Raw genomic sequence first — 22,632 nt, forward strand, 5'->3', positions numbered from 1 at the left:
CTCAGCGCGCGCCCGTGCCCACGGTCTGATTCCACACCATCTCATCGAGCAAAATCGAGCTGTGCTGGCTGGTCTCAATCACGAGTGAGACCGGCTTCATGCCGGCGAAGCAGAACACTTCGTGGCGCTTTTTGCTGGCGTTCAGGCGACGAAACGCCACGATGCGTCCGGCACGGTTGTAGAAGCGCACTTCGCTAAAGTAGGTGTTGAGACCGATGTAGCTCAGCACCAAATCGTGCAGCGGCGGCAGATCAAACTTCACCAGCGTCTGCCGCTCAATCACCAGCGCGCACTTGTCACTGTCGGCGTGATACGGTGCTAACGACACCGCGCCCCGGCGTGCAGTGACCGACAGCGCGGCGTCCAGCATGTACGGATACTCCGGGACAAAATGCTGACCGGCAGAAAAACCGGGACGCGGCGTGAGCAGATAATGCAGGTGCGCCGGCAGGCTGCTGCGGGAAAAATCAGTGCGGCCGGTGGCAGGCACGACTGGGTTATCCGGCGCATTCATCAGCAGCATCTCGCCGGGTTTGCAGTACATCTGCGCGGGCGACGCCAGGGCGGCGTTTCGGTGCGACGGGCTGTAGGTATGTGGGTTAAGCTGTAGAGTCATTTTGCTGTCCTTGCCGGGGTGACGGTTCCGGACAGGCATTCTCAGCCACACATCGCTTAGTGTTTACAAGACATGTCCTGAACTGCGCGAGCATCGTCTCATCCTGCCGCAGATTCCCCCGCCTGCTGAAATATTGTATGCTATGCCGCCTCAATGCTGATGGGATAACCGGACTGCCGCCAATGTAGATCGCACACACCCTGCTGTGACCCGACGCGCATGCGTCGCCATTGGCACCGTTATCCGCCGGACTGGCTCCGGAATGATTTATTCGCAGCGCGCCGCTCGCGCGTTGCCCTGAAGAAGAATTCACTCATGTCTATTGCTCCCTTTTTAGAAGAAGTGGCGCGCCGTCGTACCTTTGCGATCATCTCGCACCCGGACGCCGGTAAAACCACAATTACCGAAAAAGTCCTGCTGTTCGGACAGGCGATCCAGACCGCCGGTACCGTCAAAGGTCGCGGCTCCAGCCAGCATGCCAAATCAGACTGGATGGAGATGGAGAAGCAGCGCGGTATCTCCATCACCACCTCGGTGATGCAGTTCCCGTATCGCGACAGCCTGGTTAACCTGCTGGATACCCCCGGGCACGAAGACTTCTCGGAAGATACCTACCGTACGCTGACGGCGGTGGACTGCTGCCTGATGGTGATCGACGCCGCGAAAGGGGTTGAGGATCGTACCCGCAAGCTGATGGAAGTGACCCGTCTGCGCGACACGCCGATCATCACCTTTATGAACAAACTGGACCGCGACATTCGCGATCCGATGGAACTGCTGGATGAGGTCGAGAGCGAGCTGAAAATCGCCTGTGCGCCGATCACCTGGCCGATTGGCTGCGGCAAGCTGTTCAAAGGCGTGTATCACCTCTACAACGATGAAACTTACCTGTATCAGAGCGGCAAAGGCCACACGATTCAGGAAGTGCGCGTGGTAAAAGGGCTGGCGAACCCGGAACTGGACGCGGCCGTCGGCGAAGAGCTGGCGCAGCAGCTGCGCGACGAGCTGGAGCTGGTGCAGGGCGCATCGCACGAGTTCGACAAAGAGCTGTTCCTGAGCGGCGAAATTACGCCGGTGTTCTTTGGTACCGCGCTGGGCAACTTTGGTGTCGATCACATGCTGGATGGTCTGGTTGCCTGGGCGCCGGCGCCAATGCCGCGCCAGACCGATACCCGCAAAGTCGAAGCCAAAGAGGAGAAGTTCAGCGGCTTCGTGTTTAAGATTCAGGCCAACATGGACCCGAAACACCGTGACCGCGTGGCCTTTATGCGCGTGGTGTCCGGCAAATATGAGAAGGGCATGAAGCTGCGTCAGGTGCGTACCGGTAAAGATGTGGTGATCTCCGATGCGCTGACCTTCATGGCGGGCGACCGTTCGCACGTTGAAGAAGCTTATCCGGGCGATATCATCGGCCTGCATAACCACGGCACTATCCAGATTGGCGACACCTTCACCCAGGGCGAAACCATGAAGTTCACCGGTATTCCGAACTTCGCCCCGGAACTGTTCCGTCGCATTCGCCTGCGCGATCCGCTGAAGCAGAAACAGCTGCTGAAAGGGCTGGTCCAGCTGTCGGAAGAGGGCGCCGTGCAGGTGTTCCGTCCGGTGCACAACAACGATCTGATCGTGGGTGCGGTGGGCGTGCTGCAGTTTGATGTGGTCGTGGCGCGTCTCAAGAGCGAGTACAACGTTGAGGCGATTTACGAGGCCATCAACGTGTCGACCGCCCGCTGGGTTGAGTGCAGCGACGCGAAGAAGTTTGACGATTTCCAGCGCAAAAACGAGATCAACCTGGCGCTCGATGGCGGTGACAACCTCACCTATATCGCCCCGACCATGGTCAACCTCAACATCACGCAGGAGCGCTATCCTGACGTGACCTTCCGTAAAACGCGCGAACACTAAGTTCGCCGTCTTCACCGGGCTGCTGCTTTCTGCCGCCCGGTTTTCTCCGATACAGACTCCTCTTAATTGCGCTGCGGTTATCGCTTTTTGGCGAGATATCAACCACAAAAGCCAGCAAAAGCTGTAATCCCTACTATGATTATTCTGTCGGACGAGAAAACGGACCTGTGGGTCTGATTACGTCCATCACGCAGCAACGTGGTGTGTTGCTGGCGCATTCGCGGTTGCGAGTGGGTTAACTGATAGAAGGATGATATCGATGAATAAGACTAAGATTGCTAAAACCCTGATTGCTGCACTGGCCGGTACTGCGCTGTTAAGCGGCGCGGCAATGGCGGCTGATACCAGCAGCAGCGCGGGTTCCAAAATCGATAGTTCTATGAAAAAAGTCGATGGCTTTATGGATGACAGCGGCATCACCGCCAAAGCCAAAGCCGCGCTGGTGGACGATGAAGCGATTAAAAGTACGGATATCTCAGTAAAAACGCAGCAAGGCGTCGTGACGCTGAGCGGTTTTGTCACCTCGCAGGACCAGGCCGAGAAGGCTGTGGCGCTGGTGCAGAAGGTGGAAGGGGTTAAATCCGTCAGCGACAAACTACACGTCAGAGACAGCAAACAGAGTTCATTGAAAGGTTATGCAGGTGATGCAGCAACCACCAGTGAAATAAAAGCTAAACTTTTAGCAGATGACATTGTGCCATCGCGCAACGTGAAGGTGGAAACCACCGATGGCGTGGTACAGCTGTCCGGGGAAGTGGCGAATCAGGCCCAGTCCGATCGGGCTGAGAAGATCGCCAAAGCCATTGAAGGCGTGAAAAGCGTGAAGAATGACCTCAAGGTGAAATCTTAACGCAACCGGAACGGCATCACCAACGGTGCCGTTCCGTATTAAAAACAGTGATGTGAAGAATAAGCAGTTCGATTTTCACTATGGTAAAGGAGAGGCTTATGTTTCGTTGGGGTATTATCTTTCTGGTCATCGCTCTGATTGCTGCAGCATTAGGTTTTGGCGGTCTGGCGGGTACGGCAGCATGGGCAGCTAAAATTGTCTTTATTGTCGGTATTATTCTGTTCCTCGTGAGCCTGTTTACCGGGCGCAAACGACCCTGACCCACTGCGTTAACCATGTTAACCCGCTAGTCACATAAAGCGGAGGCCAGTCATTGCCACCATTGAAGGTGCGCCGCGACGATTGCAGGATGCGGTTGGTCAGGGAACGACAATGACTGGTTCTCCGGGATGCTGATTGAGCGCCTCCCTCAGAGCAGCAAACACTGAGGGACATCCATTGGGAATACGCATCCCGGTGTCGCTGGACACCTTTGAGCCACTGGCACTCACGCCATTCAAATCCAAAAAAATCGCGCTGGTCTGCGAAGGCGGCGGGCAACGCGGCATCTTCACGGCGGGCGTACTGGATGAATTTCAGCGCGCAGGGTTTAACCCCTTTCAGTTAATGCTCGGCACCTCAGCCGGTGCACAAAACCTCTCAGCTTTTGTCTGTGCTCAGCCCGGTTATGCGCGGCGCGTGATCACCCGTTACACCACCAGTAAACTGTTTTTCGATCCGCTGCGTTTTGTGCGCGGTGGCCACCTAATCGATCTCGACTGGCTGGTGGATATCACTAAACAGGAGTTCCCGCTGGCGCTGAGCAGCGCTGAAAGCCTGTTTGCCAAAGGCAGCGAATTTTACATGTGCGCCTGCCGCAGCGATGATTACAGCGCGCAGTATTTCAATCCCACCAACCTGACCTGGCATGACATCATTAAGGCTTCCAGCGCGATCCCCGGTTTCTACCGCAGCGGCGTGCTGATGGATGGCGTGAGCTATCTCGACGGTGGCATCAGTGACGCCATTCCGGTGCGCGAAGCGGCGCGGCGTGGCGCCGATACCATTGTAGTGATCCGTACCGTGCCGTCACAGATGGCGTATACGCCGAAGTGGTTTAAACGCATGGAGCGCTGGCTGAGCGACAGCGCCCTGCAGCCGATGATCAATATCCTGCATCAGCACGAAGAGAGCTACCGCCAGATTCAGCAGTTTATTGAACAGCCGCCGGATAATCTGCGCATCATTGAAATCTTTCCGCCTAAGCCGCTGGCCAGCATGGCGCTGGGCAGTCGTCTGGCGTCGCTGAATCAGGATTATCATCTGGGCCGCCGCAGCGGGCGCTATTTCCTGGCGACGCTGGGCCAGTGGCTGAGCGATGCTGAACCGCTGGCGCGACCGATTGCCGTGACGCCGCCAGCCGCCGTCGCCAACGCGCCGGATAACCGGCCGGTCAGCACGCCGCCGCTGGCGGGCAATGACGCCGACTACGATGCAGGATCGCTGGCATGAGATTTATCGACACCCACTGCCACTTTGATTTTCCGCCATTTGTCACCGCTGCCGAACAGAGTATCGCGCAGGCGGCGCAGGCGGGCGTGGAACGCATCATCGTGCCGTGCGTGGATGCCAGCCGTTTTGCCGTGGTGAGCCAGCTGGCGCAGCAGCATCCGGCGCTGTATAGCGCGCTCGGGCTGCACCCGATCAATATTGCGCAACATCAGGATGACGATCTCGATCGCCTTGAGCAGTACCTGCAAACGCCGGATGTAAAACGCGTGGCGATCGGGGAAATCGGGCTGGATCTGTATATGGAAGCGCCGGATTTTGCGCGGCAAACCCGGCTGCTGGAGGCGCAGCTGAAGCTGGCAAGGCGCTATGATTTGCCGGTGATCCTGCATTCGCGACGTACGCACGATCAGCTGGCGCAGCATCTGCGCCGTCACGACGTGCCGCGACGCGGCGTGGTGCACGGCTTTGCCGGCAGCCAGCAGCAGGCGGAGCGTTTCATCGCGCTTGGCTACGCGATTGGTGTCGGCGGCACCATTACCTATACGCGCGCCAGCAAAACCCGCCACACCATCGCCAGCCTGCCATTGCAGGCGCTGCTGCTGGAAACCGATGCGCCGGATATGCCGCTGCACGGTTTTCAGGGCCAGCCAAATCGCCCGGAGCGCGCGCGTAATGTGTTCGAAGTATTGTGCCAGCTGCGCCCGGAACCGCCCGATGAGATCGCCGATGCGCTGTGGCACAACAGCCTGCGTTTGTTCGCCCTGCCGGATTGAGTATTGATCCTGCGCCTGCCGTCACCTCACTTCATCTAATAGCGCCGTCACGGTTAATGGCCGTTGCAATTGTGCCAGCGGCGCAATTTCTTGCGCGATGAATCGCGTCGCTGCAACGCCTCTGCCACTTCTGATGATGTGCTGACAACTCCCGCTCTGTCGCAAATTAACTACGCTTTAACGATATCCGATACCTTTTTGCGGCAACATTTGTGATAATAATCACAATCGCATCATACCGCGCTGTTCGGCAAAATAGCGATTTAATGTGATTAAAATCGCTAAATTCATGTATATCAGAGCGCGGTTTCCTTTTCCTTGTGACAAACCTCGCAATTCCACACGGCGTGGGTTGTTATAATTATCACATTCTCCGGTGAGCAGATTTTCACCGGCCTGACTTTGGAGAGCACCATGACCGATCTGAACGCGGCCGCGCAGCGCGCGCTGCAACTGATGGACCTGACCACCCTGAATGAAGACGACACCGATGAAAAAGTGATTGCGCTGTGCCATCAGGCGAAATCACCGGCCGGTAACACGGCGGCGATCTGTATCTATCCGCGCTTTATCCCGGTTGCACGTAAAACGCTGCGCGAGCAGGGCACGCCGGAAATTCGTATCGCGACCGTCACTAACTTCCCGCACGGTAACGACGACATCGACATCGCGCTGGCGGAAAACCGTGCGGCAATCGCCTATGGCGCGGATGAAGTTGACGTGGTGTTCCCGTACCGTGCGCTGATTGCCGGTAATCGTGACGTTGGCTTTGCGCTGGTAAAAGCTTGTAAAGAGGCCTGTGCGGCGGCGAACGTGCTGCTGAAAGTGATCATTGAAACCGGCGAGCTGAAAGAGGAAGCGCTGATTCGTGCGGCGTCCGAAATCGCGATCGATGCCGGCGCGGATTTCATCAAAACCTCTACCGGTAAAGTGCCGGTCAACGCCACGCCAGAGGTGGCGGCGATCATGATGCAGGTAATCCGTGACAAAGGCGTGCAGCAGCAGGTGGGCTTCAAACCGGCTGGCGGCGTACGCACGGCGGAAGATGCCGCTATCTACCTGCAGCTGGCCGACGATATCCTCGGCAGCGGCTGGGCGGATGCGCGTCATTTCCGCTTCGGCGCTTCCAGCCTGTTAGCCAGCCTGCTGAATACCCTGGGCCACGCTACGGCGACCAGCAAAGCCGGTTATTGATCCACGCGGTCGCCACAATGGCGGCCCACGGTGTTACTGCCGTCAGGTGCGCATTGCCGCGCAGCTGGCGGCTGTCATTCAGCGATACATCGCTTTTCCGGGGAGGCAACCTTGTTCCTGCCACAAGAAATTATTCGTAAAAAACGCGACGGCCAGCCGCTGAGCGAAGCGGAAATCCGCTTTTTCATCAACGGCGTGCGTGATAACAGCGTGTCTGAAGGGCAAATCGCCGCGCTGGCGATGACGATTTATTTTCACGACATGAACCTGGAAGAGCGCGTGGCGCTGACCATGGCGATGCGCGATTCCGGCACGGTGCTCAACTGGCAGGCGCTGAATCTCAACGGACCGATTGTTGATAAACATTCGACCGGCGGCGTGGGCGATGTCACTTCGCTGATGCTGGGTCCGATGGTGGCGGCCTGCGGCGGCTACGTGCCAATGATTTCCGGGCGCGGCCTCGGCCACACCGGCGGCACGCTGGATAAGCTGGAAGCCATTCCCGGCTTCGATATCTTCCCCAGCGACGATCGCTTCCGTCAGATCATCAAACAGGTCGGCGTTGCCATTATCGGTCAGACCAATTCGCTGGCGCCGGCGGATAAGCGGTTCTACGCCACGCGCGATATCACCGCCACTGTGGATTCTATTCCGCTGATCACCGCCTCGATCCTCGCCAAAAAATTAGCCGAAGGATTAGACGCGCTGGTGATGGATGTCAAAGTCGGATCCGGGGCGTTTATGCCAACCTTTGAGGCCTCGCAGCAGCTGGCGCAGGCGATTGTCGGCGTCGCCAACGGTGCGGGATGCAAAACTACCGCGCTGCTCACCGACATGAATCAGGTGCTGGCGTCGAGCGCCGGTAATGCGCTGGAAGTGCGCGAAGCAGTGCATTTCCTCACCGGTGAGGCGCGCAATCCGCGGCTGCTGGAGGTCACGCTGGCGCTGTGCGCTGAGATGCTGATCTCCGGCAAACTGGCGGCGAACGAAGCCGAAGCGCGGCAAAAATTGCAGCAGGTGCTGGATAACGGTAAAGCGGCTGAGGTGTTTGCCCGCATGGTGGCGGCGCAGAACGGCCCGACGGATTTCATCGAGCAGATGGACCGCTACCTGCCGGCACCGATGCTGAGCAAAGCGGTGTACGCCGATCGTCCCGGCATCGTCAGCACCATGGACACGCGGGCGCTGGGCATGGCGGTGGTGGCGCTGGGCGGTGGCCGTCAGCGCGCCAGCGACAGCATTGATTACAGCGTGGGCCTCAGCGACATGATCACGCTGGGCAGTGAAGTAAATGCGCAGCAGCCGCTGGCGGTGATTCATGCCGCGTCGGAAGCACAGTGGCAGCAGGCCGCTGCGGCAGTGAAAGCGGCGATAACGCTCAGCGACCACGCTCCGGAGGCCATGCCGGTGGTGTATCGCCGCATCAGCGAATAGTGGCGTAACTGCGTGCCAGGCAGCGGCCGTTCGGGTATACTGATCTGATCGCTTTTTTTTGACTTGTCATCGCGCTATGGCGCAGGAGACTTGCATGAAACGTGCTTTTATTATGGTTCTCGACTCCTTCGGGATTGGTTCCAGCAAAGACGCCGATAAATTCGGTGATGAAGGATCGGATACGCTCGGCCATATCGCCGAAGCGTGCTTTGAAGGCCGCGCCAATGAAGGCCGCGAAGGTCCGCTGCATCTGCCCAACATGACCGCGCTCGGCCTTGGCAAAGCGGCGGAACTCTCTACCGGCCGCTTCCCGCCGGGACTGGATCCGCAGGCGGAAATTATCGGCGCGTACGCCTACGCCAGCGAACTCTCTTCGGGCAAAGATACGCCGTCCGGCCACTGGGAAATCGCCGGGGTGCCGGTGCTGTTTGACTGGGGCTACTTCAGCGACAAAGAGAACAGCTTCCCGCAGGAGCTGCTGGATACGCTGGTAAAACGCGCCGATCTGCCGGGCTACCTCGGCAACTGCCACTCCTCCGGCACGGTAATTCTTGACCAGCTGGGCGAGGAGCACATGAAAAGCGGCAAGCCGATTTTCTACACCTCGGCAGATTCGGTGTTCCAGATTGCCTGTCATGAAGAGACCTTTGGCCTCGATCGCCTGTACGCGCTGTGTGAAATCGCGCGTGAAGAGCTGACCAACGGCGGCTATAACATTGGCCGTGTGATTGCGCGTCCGTTTGTCGGCGATAAAGCCGGTAACTTCCAGCGCACCGGTAACCGTCACGATCTGGCGGTCGAACCACCGGCACCAACCATGCTGAAAAAGCTGGTGGATGAGAAGGGCGGTGAAGTGATTTCAGTGGGTAAAATCGCTGATATCTACGCGGAGCAGGGCATCACGCAAAAAGTTAAAGCCACCGGTCTGGATGCGCTGTTTGACGCCACCATTGAGCAGATGAAGAAGGCGCCGGACAACTCAATTGTGTTCACCAACTTCGTCGATTTTGACTCGACCTGGGGCCATCGCCGCGATATCGCCGGTTATGCCGGTGGGCTGGAGCTGTTTGACCGCCGTCTGCCGGAGCTGATGGCGTTGGTGAAAGAGGGTGATATCCTGATTCTCACCGCTGACCACGGCTGCGATCCGAGCTGGCATGGCACCGAGCACACGCGCGAGCACATCCCGATTCTGATCTACGGTCCAGAAGTAAAACCGGGCTCGCTGGGTTACCGCGATACCTTCGCCGATATCGGCCAGACTATCGCCAGCTATTTTGGCCTGTCCAGCATGGACTACGGCAAAAGCTTGCTGTAAAACAGCCACCACTTTTTCATAAGGAAGAACAACAATGGCAACTCCTCATATTAATGCCGAAATGGGCGATTTCGCGGACGTGGTGCTGATGCCAGGCGATCCGCTGCGTGCAAAACACATTGCCGAGACTTTCCTCGACGATGTGGTCGAAGTGAATAACGTACGCGGCATGCTGGGCTTCACCGGGACTTACAAAGGCCGCAAAATCTCCGTGATGGGCCACGGTATGGGTATTCCATCCTGCTCGATCTACACCAAAGAGCTGATCACCGATTTCGGCGTGAAGAAGATCATTCGTGTGGGTTCCTGCGGTGCAGTGCGTGCAGACGTGAAACTGCGTGATGTGGTGATTGGTATGGGTGCCTGCACCGACTCAAAAGTTAACCGCATGCGTTTCAAGGATCACGATTTTGCCGCCATCGCGGATTTCGACATGGTGCGTAACGCGGTTGACGCAGCTAAAGCGCTGGGTGTGGACGCGCGCGTCGGTAACATCTTCTCTGCTGATTTGTTCTATACGCCGGACCCGCAGATGTTCGACGTGATGGAGAAGTACGGCATTCTCGGCGTTGAGATGGAAGCGGCCGGCATCTACGGTGTGGCGGCAGAGTTTGGTGCCAAAGCGCTGACCATCTGTACCGTGTCGGATCATATCCGTACGCACGAGCAAACCACCGCGGCAGAGCGTCAGACGACGTTCAACGATATGATTAAGATCGCGCTGGAGTCGGTGCTGCTGGGGGATTGATTTTCCTCGCTTTTCCTTCGCCCTCACCCTAACCCTCTCCCGCACGCGGGAGAGGGAACTGATCGAGCAACGGTTAACGCCCGCGCGCGGGAAGGGCGTCCACGCACACCGTCCTCATTTCCGCTTCCTATCTCCAGCCTCTGTCCCGCATTCCTGACACAGCAGCCCCACCGTAAACATCTGACACACTTTTACCCAGGCTTGTGCATCTTCCTGCTGGCTCTGCGGCGATCTCTCCCTATCATTAGCGTGATAATGAAGAGACTAAACCCCTGATGAATTTCCGCAATTTCGAAGCCGAAGAGAAACTGTTTGTGCGCCGCGCACTGGTGGCGTTTGCCCTGGTTGTTATCTGCTTCACCATTCTTGGCATCAACCTGTATCGCTTACAGGTGGATCAGCACAGCTATTACCAGACGCGTTCCAACGAGAACGACATCAAAATGATCCCCATCGCGCCAACGCGCGGGCTGATTTTCGATCGCAACGGCATCCCGCTGGTGCGCAACGTCACCTGGTACGACATCCTTGTCACGCCGTATAAAATCGACAACATGCAGGCGACGCTGAAGGCGCTGACTCCCATCGTTGATCTGACTCCGGATGATATCGAAACCTTTGAGCATGAACTGAAGCAGAGCAGCCGCTATAAACCGGTGGAGCTGAAAGCCGAGCTCACCGACGAAGAGGTGGCGCGCTTCTCGGTCAATCAGTTCCGCTTCACCGGCGTCACCATTGATACCTATCAGGATAGGGAATACCCGTACGGTGCCGATCTGGCGCACGTGGTCGGCTACGTGTCGAAGATTAACGACAATGATTACAAGCGGCTCAATGCCGAGGGCGTCGGCGAAAACTATGCCGCCGACCATAACATCGGCAAGCAGGGTATTGAGGGCTACTACGAATCCCTGCTGCACGGCAAGACCGGCTATCAGGAAGTGGAAGTGGATAACCACGGCCGCATCGTGCGCGTGCTGAAAGAGGTGCCGCCGGTAGCAGGCAAAAACATCTGGCTGACGCTGGATCTGCATCTGCAGCAGTATGTGGAGAGCCAGCTGGCCGGGCAGCGTGCGGCGGTGCTGATTGAGGATCCGCACGATGGCGGCGTGCTGGCGATGGTCTCCAGCCCAAGCTACGATCCCAACCCGTTCGTGAAGGGCATCAGCTACAAAGCCTATAAAACGCTGCTGCAGGATAAAAACCTGCCGCTGATCAATCGCGTCACCCAGGGGCTGTATCCACCGGCATCGACGGTAAAACCCTACATGGCGATGTCGGCGCTGCTGAGCAAAGTGATTACGCCGGGCACCACCTTCTTTGGCGCGCCGACCTGGACGCTACCGGGCACCGATCGCAAATACCGCGACTGGAAAAAGTCCGGCCACGGCATGCTCGACGTCACCAAAGCGATTGAAGAGTCCGCCGACACCTTCTTCTATCAGGTGGCGTTCATGATGGGCATCGACCGCATCCACAGCATGCTCAGCCAGTTCGGCTACGGCAAACCTACCGGTATCGATTTGAATGAAGAGTACGCCGGGCTGCTGCCAAGCCGCGAATGGAAGCAGAAAGTGCATAAACATACGTGGTATCAGGGCGATACGGTGTCGGTGGGCATCGGCCAGGGCTACTGGATCGCCACGCCGATTCAGATGGTGAAAGCCATGGTGGCGCTGATCAATAACGGCCGGGTGATTAATCCGCACCTGCTGGCCAAAGCACAGCGCGGCACCTGGCAGCAGGTTTACCAGCCGACCGCGCCGCAGCCGCAGATTGGCGATGCGAAATCACCGTACTGGTCGCTGGTGCGCCACGCCATGTTTGGTATGGCTAACGCGCCTAACGGCACCGGTTATAAATATTTCCATACCGCGCCGTACGGCATCGCCGCCAAGTCCGGTACGTCGCAGGTGTTTAGCCTGAAGCAGAACCAGACTTACAACGCGAAAATGATCCCGGTGCGCCTGCGCGACCACATTTTCTATACCGCCTTTGCGCCGTTTAACAACCCGCAGGTGGCGGTGGCGCTGATTCTGGAAAACGGCGGTAACGAAGGCATTACGGCCGCGCCGGTGATGCGCAATATCCTCGACCACATCTTCCTGCCGCCGCCGGATAGCAGCGTGCCGATGCAGACGGCCAGCACCGCGCAGGTGCACTGATCAGCGGAAAAATACCCGGTTGCGGCCGTGGTGTTTGGCATCGTAGAGCGCGGCATCGGCATTGCTGTACAGCGTGTCGAAATCGGAGCCCGGCTTACCGTAGCTCACGCCGAGGCTGGCGGTCACCAGCTGCTGCGGCAGCACCGCCAGCGGCGAGGCGTTAAGCGAGGCGTGGATCGCACCGGCGACAATCACCGCGTCGGATAGGCGATAGTGCGGCAGCAGCACGGTAAACTCTTCGCCGCCGATGCGGCCAATGCTGGCGCCGGCCGGGCAGTGCGCCTGAATGCGCGTCACCAGCCCGCAAATCACCTTATCGCCCATCGGATGGCCGTATTCGTCGTTGATCTTCTTGAAGTGGTCGATATCCAGAATGATCAGTGCCGCCGGACCGCTCTCCAGCGTCTGGCTGATGCGCTGAATAATCGCGCCGCGATTCCACACCGCCGTCAGCGGATCGTGGCTGGCTTTGTACTCCAGCTCCTGCGCCAGCTGGTTTAACTGCTCATTCACGCGGTTCAGCTCGCGCTCCGCGCGATCGCTGCGGGAGATCAGCCGCCAGGTTTCGCGCATCAGGCGCTGATAGTGGCGATTCAGGTGCAGCAGCGCCTCGCGGTAATCCTGCGCGCTCAGCGTGTTTTGCGCCGCCACATGCTGTGAGCGATTCAGCACCTCGCTCTCTTCACGAAACAGCTCATTGAGGTCCATCATGACGCCAGTTCCGCCTGCAGATTAACCTGCAGATCGGTAAAATCCAGCGCCAGTTCCTGACCAAACTCTTCCGCGATGTCATCTTCCGCATCAAACAGCCAGTTGAGCGTGACGCGCTGACCGCGCTGCGCCAGCTGGTTGAACAGATCGAACAGGCTGAACAGCATTTTGGTGCTGGAGCTGTTGAAGTAGCGCAGCGCGATAGTGACGACCACCGCGTCGTTGTCGGTGGGTTGCCACTGCTCAAGGGCATCCAGCAGCGGGCGATAAAACGCCGCCGCGTTCTCCGGCCACGACTCGCCGCGCAACGCAAACTGGCGGGTGGCAAAATCAAAACTCACTTCGGGCGTGCTCTCAGTGGCAGCGATAATCAGGTTTTGCATACAACCTCAATCCTGGTGAATGGTGGCTTTAAGCCAAAACGTGGCGTAGCCGCTGGCGGGCAGCGGACGCAGTTCATACTCCAGCGGTTCACTGACATCACGGGCAAGCGTCAGCAAACCGATATTGGCCCCTTGGCTGGTGGCGGGGCTCTCGGTGCGCAGACCGACACGGTAGGCCTGCTTAATTTCGTCGTTACTCATGGTACGCAGCAGATCGAGCCAGTCGCGCAGCTGCTCGCAGGCGGCCTGTTCGACCTGATTACTGCTCTCCAGCACATAGCTATCGCCATCCACGTGCAGCGTTACGGTGCCAAAGCGAAAGTGCTGTTCGGCGTGGCTCAGGGTACGGCTGTCCTGCGAATAGCGCAGGATATTCTGCACAATCTCGACAAAGCTGGAGAACAGCCGGCGGCGCACTTTCAGCGGGGCCTGCTGGTTTTCCAGAAACACTTTGATCACTTCACCCATCGCGGTGATGTTCTGCGGCGAAAAGAAGCCGGTATAGTGCAGCGCAACGCTGTCGGGCGGCAGGTGCGTGCCGGTGGAAGCTGGATGCATAAGAGGCTCGTTAATAACGCAGGCCAAACCAGGTGACGTCATCGCGTCGCGGCTGGTTGCCCTGCCAGTGAAGAAATGCCTGCGCAAACGCCGCGGAGAGCTCGGCCATCGGCAGGGTTTTATGTTGTGCAATGACCGTCTGAATCCGCTTTTTGCCGAACATGATGTGCCGCGCGCCGCCGGGTTGATCGGTCACGCCGTCGCTCATCACCAGCAGCACATCGCCGGGCTGCAGTGTGCGCTGCTGCTGCGGCCAGCAATAGTCGTGCGGTGTATCGGTGTAGCCAACGCCGACGCGATCGGCCTGCAGCGCGGCGGCTTCACCCTGTAGCGGCTGCAGCACGGCGTGCATGCGCGCGCTGGCCCAGCTCAGTTGATGGCTGGCCGTCTCCAGCCGCAGCGCAATCGCATCGCAGCCGTCGTTGGACAGCGAAGTCTGCTGCGAAGCATTAAGCTGGCCCAGGGTTTGTTTGATGTGGCGGTTAAGCGCCTGCAGCAGGGCAGACGGCGTACGATGGTTGTGCTGCAGCGCACGCTCCAGCGCCGCATGCAGAATCACCGTCATAAACGCGCCGGGAATGCCGTGACCGGTGCAGTCGGCAATCAGCGCCAGCCAGCCGTGCTCGTCACGGTGAAAGGCGTAATAGTCGCCGCCCACGCCGTCACGCGGCTGCCAGTGCAGGCACCAGTCGCTCAGCTGCTGCGCCATCTGCTGCCGCGAGCGGTCCAGCATCGCGTCCTGAATCACCCGCGCGTAATCGATGCTCTGTAAAATCTGCTGATGCTGCTGCGCCTGCAAATCGGAGACGGTACGAATCAGGTCTATGCCGAGGCCGATGCCAATATAGCGGCCCTGTTCAGTCACGATAAAACCATCGGTCACTGATTTATCCCCGCTGGCGACCACCTGCTGCGCGACCCGATCGAGTTCGGTTTCGGCATCGATCACCAGCGGTTGTTTATCCATAAAGGCGATACAGCTTTTACGATCGTACAGCTCGCGGAAGAACGGGCGCGTCATTTGCGACAGAAAGATGTGGCGGTTGATCATGCCGAACGGCGTGCCGTTTTCCACCACCGGCAGGCCAATCAAATCTTTGTGTTCGCTAAACAGCGCCATTACCGCCGTGTTGTCCATCGCTGGCGTGACGAACGGCACCGCAATACACAGCGAACGCGCGCGGGCACGACCCGTCAGGGCGCTAAGCCCGGTGCGGAAATCAGGCTGCTGCATGAGAAAGAGTCTGGCGTTTATTGGGAATAATCTTAGGTTACGGCACGGCGATGACACTTTTATGTCACCGCCGGCCAGTGCACGCTACGGCGCTTACTGCGGGGCTTTTAGTGCATCGGCGACGTGGCTAATGGCGCGCACCACCTCACTGGAGCTGCCGCGAATTTCGGCAATCACACCGCCCGCCTGCTGCGCGAGCACTACGCCCTGATCGGCACGTTTCAGGTTCGACGCGATGCCTTTCTGCGCCTTATCCGCCAGCAGGTGGTTATGCCTCACCCGATTCTCGATTTCGCTGGTGGCACGATTGATGTTCGCTGCGAGGGTGCGCACTTCACTGGCAACCACGGCGAAGCTGCGGCCATGCTGACCGGCGCGCGCGGCTTCCACTGCCGCATTGAGCGCCAGCAGATTGGTTTGGTCGGCAATGCGGCGAATACTCTCCACGATGGCGCCGATGCGATCGGAAGAGTCGCTCAGGTCATTAATATCACCAGAAATACCGTGCAGTTCGCTGGCCAGCGCATTGATATTCTGCACGCTGTTCTCAATCACCGCCGCACCCTGTTGTGTGCTTTCGCTGGTGTGCAGCGCGGTTTGCCATGCCTGCTGCGCTGCTTCGCGCTCCAGCTGGTTCTTTTCCACCTGCGCGGTAACGTCGGTGGCGAACTTCACCACTTTGTACAGCTCGCCGGCGCTGTTAAACACCGGATTATAGGTGGCGCGCAGCCAGACGGTATTGCCCTGCTTATTGACGCGCTCGAACTGGCCGGAGATGTATTCACCCTGATTGAGCTTGTGCCAGAAGCGGCGATAGGCCTCGCTGGTGCGCATTTCGGGCGGACAGAACAGGCTGTGATGGCGACCGATGATCTCATCAGCGCGATAGCCCATGGTATTCAAGAAATTATCGTTGGCCATCAGCACTTCACCTTTGAGGTTGAAGGCAATCACCGCCATCGAGCGCTCAATGGCGGTGGTCATGGCGCGCTGCTCCTGCGCATCCATGATGCGCGCGGTGATATCACTCGCCAGCTTAACGATTTTAATCACCCGACCGTGGCGATCCTGCACCGGTACGTAGTTGGCTTCCAGCCAGATCGGACGGCTGTGCTTCGCTACGCGCAAAAACTTATCGCTGAAGCCTTCGCCACGATTCAGACGCTGCCAGAACTCGCGATACTGCGGTGACTGCACCATATCCGGCGTGCAGAACAGGCTGTGATGCTGGCCGACAATTTCAGCCAGCGTGTAGCCCATGCGCTCCAGAAACAGCGCGTTGGCGGTGAGGATGTGACCATCAGGCGTAAACTCAACCATGGCGATGGCCTCCTGCAGCGAACTGAGCGTTGCGCTGCTGTGACTGCGTTTCTGCCACGCGAGGCGCGACAGGATTCCCGATGTAATAGTGCTGAACATAGTGGACCTTATTATGGTTATGGGATGTCAGCACGGTTATCGGCGTGGGTGGCTAAAAATTCATCACTAAATAACGCGGTTGCGCAGGTTTTTACCATCGGGTCCGGCGGTTGCTGCAAAAGACAGCAGTCAGCTGATTTTTACCGAAAAGCGTTTGACGGTACGGCGCGAGTAAGGTTTAATGCGCCCCGTTGCCCGGATAGCTCAGTCGGTAGAGCAGGGGATTGAAAATCCCCGTGTCCGTGGTTCGATTCCGCGTCCGGGCACCAACATTCTGAAAACCCAGCCTTTATGGCTGGGTTTTTGCTTTTTGAAGCACCAATGATTTCTGGTCACTTTGACTGCTGAGGTCACTGTACTGCTTCAGCTATCCAGAATGTGCCTTCCTCTTAAGTAACCTGACGGGTAAAGCACTTCAAAAATGGCTGCGTTAACTGGCGAACATCCAGATGCAGACGATCGGTAAAGCCATAGAACGGATAACAAATCGGACTAGCGCGGCATCCCTGACTTAGGTATTTTCCCGTCCATGCCAGACATCCAATGCAGCTCAGGCTGACCAGAGAAACAGCACGCACAGCAGTAGACCAACGGTCACCCGTTACAAAACGCCAATATCGATTTTGCCGGATGCCGTTTTAAATGCGTTGATCTGCGCGGCAGTCATCGCCATAACGGACGGCCTCGCGTGTAATCGCCGCTGACCTTGCCGTAATACAGCGGCTGCGCACGCGAAGGCTGCGTGTAGCGGCCGATGCCAGCACGCATGGTGTTGAGGTCTTCATTGGCTTTCCTGTAATCGAACAGGTAACGGCGGCGGTTGTTGGGGGCGGACTGCGCGGTGACGGTGCGGGCGCGGTCGAGTGAGAGCTGGACTTGGTCTAGTAGGCGTTTAGTGCTAGCGAGTTCGTCGAACCCGCTAGCATTTGCTTTTATTAAGACTGAGGATAATAAAAGAACACTTAAGATAACTTGAAACTGTAACTTTAGGAGATTCATAAATCAGATCTTTATTAAGCGTGTGAATTATGAATCTCGATAATTACCATCGTTAAAACAACGTAAAAATTAAAGTTTAAAATTTAATTTTTCTTTCCGTTTTCAATAGGTGCCGACTTGCTGAATAACCAGCCACCGTTCGTAAGTACTGCTCTTGAATCAATTTTTTCATTGATGCTGTAATAGTAGGCATCATCCTCGATAGGATTATCTTTTTGATGATAATAATATGAAACCAGACCAGATCTCAGTGCAGAGTCAAATGAACTCTTAATCAGATTATAGAATTCAGAACTTAGGAAAACTAAGGACAGAACGAATACAACCGATGAAAGCCCCCTAAAGAAAATTAACCTTGAATTAATCAATGCCTTCTCTTTTTCATTTAGTTGTTCTGGTCGCTTTCCTGTTTTCAATCTTATGGATAGTGAATCTAGCTTAGACAGCCAATTCCTTGAGAATGCTCCCTTTATATAACTAAACATTCCAATTGCAATGAAAAATATCATTTCAGGCAAAACTATGACTAGCGACAATGCACAGATCAAGAGGAGGTAAGCCAAGGGGACAAACAATATACTGATGGTGTTTATATATTCACTAAAAGACTGAGGGTCAATATGAGTAGTGTTAAAAATCCAACTTCTAGCTAGAGCAGTTGATAATGTGTATGAGAATGCAGCTATCAGCGCCATGAAAATCTTGCCTAAAATTCCTGACCAGATTTTCTTGGCAATGAACTTCATCCTTTTTTTTAAATCAAGTACAAATGACAGCGATATAACAATTGCTATATAGGGCAAAAATACTTTAACTGACTCATAACCCACGAGGTAAAAGAACCCTACAATTAACATCCCGGCAGCACCCATGTGCAAAATATAATTATTGATGTCTGTAATAGAGTAATATTTCCTTGTGGCCACTAATGATCTTAATAATTTAAATTTAATTTGCCCAATAGCATTGGAGTGCAACTGCCTAATTGCAAAAGCTACTGGCATAAAAAAATTAAAACAACATAGTCCTATGATTGTGTTTGTGGTGTATATAGTTATTGAAGGACTTTTTATAGTAAGTGTGTTGACCACAATTGATAGTATTGAAATGGCGAAAACCCAAAAAGAATACTTGAACATATATATACCTTGGACTAATTTACTTCAGGATTGAGTGGTTAATTTCGCATTAGCATCATTGATGTATATGCTAACTTCACCTTCATGATGATGATAAAACTTAAATCACAATCTCACTAATATCGGCATTATTCAGAAAATCTTTATATTTTTGAGGTGGCGTCACAGTCGCTTGCCATCTCACAATTTCTCACCAAACCGAGCTTTGCAAGCTGCCTTTCAGCTTAAAATAATTGTATGAGCAGTGGAGGTTATTCTACGTGGCAATTAGCTTCGCGGCAGTACTAGATATCATAGTCAAAATTATCGGCAATCCTATTTCATTTATCGATGCGTTTAAATTTACGAAAAGAACAGACTAATGAACCTCTATTTGTATGAAATATAGGGTCATTCAACAGCTAGATAAACAAAAGCGGTTATAATCACTTACTTTCTCTATAAGGCTGAGCTGAAAGATCAGGAAGGATTTTTCTTTATTAGCGTCATTGCTTTTGGTCTTTTTGTTCGGGATTTTTCCGGCAATTTTAATAATACTATCATCGCGCAGAACAGACATGCGAATAAAGTCTTCACTTATAGTCAACAGAGATTTAACTCGTTTTTGTCGGTGACCAAGCGCGATGTGCAGCAGCACTTCCTGCATCAGTTACTATAAAAAACTGACTTTTTTCAGTTTCACCAATGTAATCATTCTCTGCAAGTTTTTCGACTTTCTTACCTAAGGGTAATGTAGGAAATATATTCAGAATCTCTGAAGTTCGGTCAAATGCGGTTCTTAAACCAATGGAGACTAAAATATATGACCCATTATAATAAGATTGGCACACTTCATTAAGTAAGAGATAAAGTTGATAATCGACGGCTGCTATGTTTTCAATCCATTCCGGTCGGTGTTCAAGTGTTCTTGGATAGGTATCGAATTTATAATTAGGAGTGATAACAGTCTGGCCCTCATAATCATAATCGTAATATAAATCTTGGCTGTCCCAAGATTTTGAATGATAAAAAACCGTATCACATCCTTTGCATTGTAACAGGCGATATTCCGTGCCCCATTGCATAGAGTTTCTCATATCTCCACTATCCCAATTCCGCTTAGTTTCATCGACAACTATATAGTTTCTTTCCCCCATGCATTCTGGACACCCAGCTCGGAATGTTGCCACGTCAGTCATTCTATCCTCTCATTTTGCTTTGAATCGATTGTTAGTTGCTAGCCAACCATGTTGTCAAATAATTCTCAATAGAAAGAAACATCTTTATGTACATTTGTGCTTTCCTGCTCTAGCCTTACACGACCTATAGTTTTTCTATCTGTAAAATATGATCCCGATAGTTCCATAATAAAAGATGAACCTGCTACTTTAGTTCTAATATCAAATATTGTGGAGCCAGTGTAAGGTTGCCTTGACGGATCTTTTGGAATAGATCTATATACATAATAAAGTTTACACTGACCACTATCAACAGAAGGAGTTGTTTCTAAAGTTACTGATTTTGAGGTCTCTGTATGAAGTATGATTTCAGTTTTTATTAAGGTTTGCTTTATTGTTGCTTTAGCTTGGATAATTATGTTTCCTTCCGTTGTAATCTCACCAATCCAGCTTCCATTTATATCTGGGTATAAGTCCTTATTAAAGTATCTCAGCACACGCCAAAAAAACCTTGAGGTTGTGGCAGTTGTAAGCATAATGACGATAAGGAAACTAACCCAAGGAGTAATGCTAATTACTTTTATTAATGGAAGATCGTTATCCCAAAAGTGATGAAGAAATTGATAACTAAAAATGCTAACAATAGTTGTAACTAACGCTGATATTCTTAACAACTTAATGAAGTTGATAATTCTAAACATTTTTAATCCCAGCCACTAAGCTATAATGTTGGTTTTTCCCATTGCTTTTTGCAGTAATTAAAGCCACGTACGAATCTTTCAAGGTTCTACCCGATCCCATTGAAAATGTAATATCAACACCGAACATAGTTTGAATGTTTTCAAATATTTTATCGAGATCAATTGAATCATTTTGTATAGTTCCTGCCACACCATCCGCGGCACGAAATATTATATCAAATCCATTCCTCTCTAATATTTTAGATATTTCCAAAGTTGCATTATTAACCAATTTGTTAATTTTAATCAACTCATCAACATTATCAAAAAGATATGACGCTGAAATTCTCTGACCCACATCATCTCCATCTAAAGTTACATAAATCATATACCCTCCTATTAACTGTTCCTTTAAAAAAACGAAGTTCTTTAAAATTTTTACACTCTATCTGAATGACTATAATCTGACTCGCGAGAGAACATTTAGCACTATTGAACAAATCATGATAACAAAGTGGATTGTCTCAATCCAGTTAATTGTCGTCGTAATAGACTACTCGTTGGAATGATATTCCTGTGGTACGACTTTTTTAAGGTTCGATTGCGCTTAAACTTTTTGAAAAGCGCATGAAAACATCATGTACACGAAAACAAATACGTCATTCTGTTAGCAGAACTCTCATCTAATTTAATGTAAAATTTCTCTTTCAGCGCAGGCCTTCCTTCTTGTTAGTACGTACATGCCAAGTGAGCACATAAAGTACACTAGTTTTCTTAATTTATGAGCCATTAATCATTTTTGTTGATTTTGTCAATCTCAACTTCATTAACTACAAAAATATGTTGAAATATTCGTCAGTCAGCGTTACTTTCTAATGAGTAAATATCTCGAAAGTAGGCAGGGTAGTGTTGATTTTATAAGTATGCTACTGTTAAGCGTTTTCCTAAATTATAGGTTAGCAATGAAAGAGAAACCTTCGTCTTATTTTAAATTTGTTTCATCTGAAAGAAAGGATATTTTGAAGAATGGGTGCATTAGGTTTTCACCAATAGGTGAATTCAATGATCCGTTTGAGTTAGAGCCTATAATAACCCCACTATCTCGTGATTTTTTGGAATCCATCCATCATTATTCAGAAAGAGAGATTGAAAACATTAAGTTATCTAAAGAGGATATGGATTTTTCTTCAGAAAGAGAACTCCAGTTAGAAGAGTATCAAAAAATATATCGTGAAAAAGTAAGTCGATATGGTGTCCTCAGCTTAACCTCGAACATTAATGTGAATCCATTATTATCGGTCTGTATTCCTGAAAAAAAAGACCCTAGAAGCAATATATTAATGTGGTCACACTATGCAAATTCTCATAGGGGATTTGTCATCGAATTTGATCCTGATTTTATACCAAACATTGAAATTGAAAAGGTAAAGTACTGTACTAATAGAGGCCGCTTAACTTTTGAAGATATAGATGACAATAACTTTCAACAGATCTTCTTCAATAAGTCTGAGGAATGGGGGTATGAGCAAGAGTACAGGGTAGTGTTACCGTTAAGCGAAGTTTCAAGAATAGTAGATGATAAGTATCATTTATTCAAATTCAATAAAAAAAGCATTAAATCAATAACGTTTGGTTGTGCGATGAATGAAGGTAAAAAGCAAGAGATCATCGATTTAATAGAAAGAGATGATGAATTTTCAGGGGTTAATTTCAATCATGCTTTACTAAATGATGACGATTTCTGCTTACAATTTTATCATACAATTGGAACATGGACTAACCATCCATCACCATTTGGATATAAAAACTTTAGATTTATACCAAAACAAAAACGAATGTAACAAATACATTCAGTTAT

22 protein-coding genes and 1 tRNA gene are annotated in these 22,632 nt (G+C 52.8%); 12 read left to right on the forward strand and 11 right to left on the reverse strand.

Annotated features, from left to right (window positions below; all coding sequences use genetic code 11):
• Position 1: 1 nt before the first annotated feature.
• On the reverse strand, positions 2-616 hold the full coding sequence (locus tag OXR61_RS07715; protein WP_267411657.1) for a hypothetical protein: 615 nt from the start codon (positions 614-616) through the stop codon (positions 2-4).
• A gap of 315 nt (positions 617-931) precedes the next feature.
• Between OXR61_RS07715 and prfC the strand changes: the two genes are divergently transcribed.
• The 10 genes from prfC (at position 932) to mrdA (ending at position 12,494) form a co-directional block, all read left to right on the forward strand.
• On the forward strand, positions 932-2,521 hold the full coding sequence (prfC, locus tag OXR61_RS07720) for a peptide chain release factor 3 (protein WP_021507661.1): 1,590 nt from the start codon (positions 932-934) through the stop codon (positions 2,519-2,521).
• 259 nt (positions 2,522-2,780) lie between these two features.
• A complete protein-coding gene (gene osmY / locus OXR61_RS07725) occupies positions 2,781-3,371 on the forward strand; it encodes a molecular chaperone OsmY (RefSeq protein WP_021507660.1) in 591 nt (196 codons plus the stop codon).
• 98 nt (positions 3,372-3,469) lie between these two features.
• Entirely contained in the window at positions 3,470-3,631 is a 162-nt protein-coding gene (locus tag OXR61_RS07730; protein ID WP_007893192.1) for a DUF1328 domain-containing protein, read from the forward strand.
• Between the two features lie 178 nt (positions 3,632-3,809).
• The gene (locus OXR61_RS07735; protein ID WP_031279725.1) at positions 3,810-4,862 is read left to right on the forward strand and encodes a DUF6363 domain-containing protein; all 1,053 of its coding nucleotides are present in this window, start codon (positions 3,810-3,812) and stop codon (positions 4,860-4,862) included.
• A complete protein-coding gene (locus OXR61_RS07740) occupies positions 4,859-5,635 on the forward strand; it encodes a TatD family hydrolase (RefSeq protein WP_021507658.1) in 777 nt (258 codons plus the stop codon). Before OXR61_RS07735 ends, OXR61_RS07740 begins: the two co-directional genes overlap by 4 nt.
• A gap of 414 nt (positions 5,636-6,049) precedes the next feature.
• Positions 6,050-6,829 (forward strand): deoxyribose-phosphate aldolase, encoded by a 780-nt coding sequence (gene deoC / locus OXR61_RS07745; protein ID WP_267411668.1) that lies wholly within the window; start codon positions 6,050-6,052, stop codon positions 6,827-6,829.
• Between the two features lie 111 nt (positions 6,830-6,940).
• The gene (gene deoA, locus OXR61_RS07750) at positions 6,941-8,263 is read left to right on the forward strand and encodes a thymidine phosphorylase (protein WP_021507656.1); all 1,323 of its coding nucleotides are present in this window, start codon (positions 6,941-6,943) and stop codon (positions 8,261-8,263) included.
• A gap of 94 nt (positions 8,264-8,357) precedes the next feature.
• The gene (gene deoB, locus OXR61_RS07755) at positions 8,358-9,581 is read left to right on the forward strand and encodes a phosphopentomutase (RefSeq protein WP_021507655.1); all 1,224 of its coding nucleotides are present in this window, start codon (positions 8,358-8,360) and stop codon (positions 9,579-9,581) included.
• A gap of 34 nt (positions 9,582-9,615) precedes the next feature.
• On the forward strand, positions 9,616-10,329 hold the full coding sequence (gene deoD / locus OXR61_RS07760) for a purine-nucleoside phosphorylase (protein WP_021507654.1): 714 nt from the start codon (positions 9,616-9,618) through the stop codon (positions 10,327-10,329).
• Between the two features lie 275 nt (positions 10,330-10,604).
• A complete protein-coding gene (mrdA, locus tag OXR61_RS07765) occupies positions 10,605-12,494 on the forward strand; it encodes a penicillin-binding protein 2 (protein WP_021507653.1) in 1,890 nt (629 codons plus the stop codon).
• Here the strand turns inward: mrdA and OXR61_RS07770 are convergent, their stop codons facing one another.
• From OXR61_RS07770 to OXR61_RS07790, 5 genes are all read right to left on the reverse strand, one after another.
• Complete coding sequence (locus tag OXR61_RS07770; protein ID WP_021507652.1) at positions 12,495-13,205, reverse strand: GGDEF domain-containing protein; 711 nt, start codon at positions 13,203-13,205, stop codon at positions 12,495-12,497. It abuts the gene before it with no gap.
• A complete protein-coding gene (locus tag OXR61_RS07775; RefSeq protein ID WP_021507651.1) occupies positions 13,202-13,588 on the reverse strand; it encodes a DUF1987 domain-containing protein in 387 nt (128 codons plus the stop codon). Before OXR61_RS07775 ends, OXR61_RS07770 begins: the two co-directional genes overlap by 4 nt.
• Before the next feature lie 6 nt (positions 13,589-13,594).
• Positions 13,595-14,146 (reverse strand): SiaB family protein kinase, encoded by a 552-nt coding sequence (locus OXR61_RS07780; protein ID WP_021507650.1) that lies wholly within the window; start codon positions 14,144-14,146, stop codon positions 13,595-13,597.
• A gap of 10 nt (positions 14,147-14,156) precedes the next feature.
• On the reverse strand, positions 14,157-15,380 hold the full coding sequence (locus OXR61_RS07785; RefSeq protein WP_021507649.1) for a SpoIIE family protein phosphatase: 1,224 nt from the start codon (positions 15,378-15,380) through the stop codon (positions 14,157-14,159).
• Between the two features lie 93 nt (positions 15,381-15,473).
• Positions 15,474-16,799: a PAS domain-containing methyl-accepting chemotaxis protein gene (locus tag OXR61_RS07790; protein ID WP_021507648.1), complete on the reverse strand. Its 1,326-nt coding sequence runs from the start codon at positions 16,797-16,799 to the stop codon at positions 15,474-15,476.
• Positions 16,800-16,992: 193 nt separating this feature from the next.
• Between OXR61_RS07790 and OXR61_RS07795 the strand changes: the two genes are divergently transcribed.
• A tRNA-Phe gene (locus OXR61_RS07795) sits at positions 16,993-17,068 on the forward strand.
• 394 nt (positions 17,069-17,462) lie between these two features.
• On the opposite strand, the gene OXR61_RS07800 is transcribed toward OXR61_RS07795, so the two are convergent.
• From OXR61_RS07800 to OXR61_RS07820, 5 genes are all read right to left on the reverse strand, one after another.
• The gene (locus OXR61_RS07800) at positions 17,463-17,798 is read right to left on the reverse strand and encodes an RAQPRD family integrative conjugative element protein (RefSeq protein WP_052022818.1); all 336 of its coding nucleotides are present in this window, start codon (positions 17,796-17,798) and stop codon (positions 17,463-17,465) included.
• An 83-nt stretch (positions 17,799-17,881) separates the two neighbouring features.
• Positions 17,882-18,937, reverse strand: coding sequence for a hypothetical protein (locus OXR61_RS07805; protein WP_021507646.1), 1,056 nt, complete (start codon positions 18,935-18,937; stop codon positions 17,882-17,884).
• Positions 18,938-19,530: 593 nt separating this feature from the next.
• The gene (locus OXR61_RS07810; RefSeq protein WP_267411673.1) at positions 19,531-20,115 is read right to left on the reverse strand and encodes a hypothetical protein; all 585 of its coding nucleotides are present in this window, start codon (positions 20,113-20,115) and stop codon (positions 19,531-19,533) included.
• Between the two features lie 65 nt (positions 20,116-20,180).
• Positions 20,181-20,795 (reverse strand): hypothetical protein, encoded by a 615-nt coding sequence (locus tag OXR61_RS07815; protein WP_071813595.1) that lies wholly within the window; start codon positions 20,793-20,795, stop codon positions 20,181-20,183.
• Positions 20,788-21,162, reverse strand: coding sequence for a mCpol domain-containing protein (locus tag OXR61_RS07820; protein ID WP_021507644.1), 375 nt, complete (start codon positions 21,160-21,162; stop codon positions 20,788-20,790). Before OXR61_RS07820 ends, OXR61_RS07815 begins: the two co-directional genes overlap by 8 nt.
• Positions 21,163-21,736: 574 nt before the next feature.
• Between OXR61_RS07820 and OXR61_RS07825 the strand changes: the two genes are divergently transcribed.
• A complete protein-coding gene (locus OXR61_RS07825; protein ID WP_196368254.1) occupies positions 21,737-22,615 on the forward strand; it encodes a DUF2971 domain-containing protein in 879 nt (292 codons plus the stop codon).
• Positions 22,616-22,632 lie beyond the last annotated feature (17 nt).

Origin of the sequence: Pantoea sp. GM_Pan_4, assembly GCF_026541005.1 — a bacterium.
In the GTDB taxonomy this organism is placed as follows: domain Bacteria; phylum Pseudomonadota; class Gammaproteobacteria; order Enterobacterales; family Enterobacteriaceae; genus Pantoea; species Pantoea dispersa.

Bases quoted from the DNA above. Each gene is read 5' to 3' on its own strand.
- OXR61_RS07730 (WP_007893192.1), top strand. From the start codon at position 3,470: ATGTTTCGTTGGGGTATTATCTTTCTGGTCATCGCTCTGATTGCTGCA.
- OXR61_RS07800 (WP_052022818.1), bottom strand. From the start codon at position 17,798: ATGAATCTCCTAAAGTTACAGTTTCAAGTTATCTTAAGTGTTCTTTTA.
- OXR61_RS07815 (WP_071813595.1), bottom strand. From the start codon at position 20,795: ATGTTTAGAATTATCAACTTCATTAAGTTGTTAAGAATATCAGCGTTA.
- OXR61_RS07820 (WP_021507644.1), bottom strand. From the start codon at position 21,162: ATGATTTATGTAACTTTAGATGGAGATGATGTGGGTCAGAGAATTTCA.
- OXR61_RS07805 (WP_021507646.1), bottom strand. From the start codon at position 18,937: ATGTTCAAGTATTCTTTTTGGGTTTTCGCCATTTCAATACTATCAATT.
- OXR61_RS07770 (WP_021507652.1), bottom strand. From the start codon at position 13,205: ATGATGGACCTCAATGAGCTGTTTCGTGAAGAGAGCGAGGTGCTGAAT.
- OXR61_RS07790 (WP_021507648.1), bottom strand. From the start codon at position 16,799: ATGTTCAGCACTATTACATCGGGAATCCTGTCGCGCCTCGCGTGGCAG.
- prfC (WP_021507661.1), top strand. From the start codon at position 932: ATGTCTATTGCTCCCTTTTTAGAAGAAGTGGCGCGCCGTCGTACCTTT.
- deoD (WP_021507654.1), top strand. From the start codon at position 9,616: ATGGCAACTCCTCATATTAATGCCGAAATGGGCGATTTCGCGGACGTG.
- OXR61_RS07715 (WP_267411657.1), bottom strand. From the start codon at position 616: ATGACTCTACAGCTTAACCCACATACCTACAGCCCGTCGCACCGAAAC.
- mrdA (WP_021507653.1), top strand. From the start codon at position 10,605: ATGAATTTCCGCAATTTCGAAGCCGAAGAGAAACTGTTTGTGCGCCGC.
- OXR61_RS07810 (WP_267411673.1), bottom strand. From the start codon at position 20,115: ATGACTGACGTGGCAACATTCCGAGCTGGGTGTCCAGAATGCATGGGG.
- deoC (WP_267411668.1), top strand. From the start codon at position 6,050: ATGACCGATCTGAACGCGGCCGCGCAGCGCGCGCTGCAACTGATGGAC.
- OXR61_RS07825 (WP_196368254.1), top strand. From the start codon at position 21,737: ATGAAAGAGAAACCTTCGTCTTATTTTAAATTTGTTTCATCTGAAAGA.
- OXR61_RS07785 (WP_021507649.1), bottom strand. From the start codon at position 15,380: ATGCAGCAGCCTGATTTCCGCACCGGGCTTAGCGCCCTGACGGGTCGT.
- OXR61_RS07740 (WP_021507658.1), top strand. From the start codon at position 4,859: ATGAGATTTATCGACACCCACTGCCACTTTGATTTTCCGCCATTTGTC.
- OXR61_RS07780 (WP_021507650.1), bottom strand. From the start codon at position 14,146: ATGCATCCAGCTTCCACCGGCACGCACCTGCCGCCCGACAGCGTTGCG.
- OXR61_RS07775 (WP_021507651.1), bottom strand. From the start codon at position 13,588: ATGCAAAACCTGATTATCGCTGCCACTGAGAGCACGCCCGAAGTGAGT.
- deoB (WP_021507655.1), top strand. From the start codon at position 8,358: ATGAAACGTGCTTTTATTATGGTTCTCGACTCCTTCGGGATTGGTTCC.
- osmY (WP_021507660.1), top strand. From the start codon at position 2,781: ATGAATAAGACTAAGATTGCTAAAACCCTGATTGCTGCACTGGCCGGT.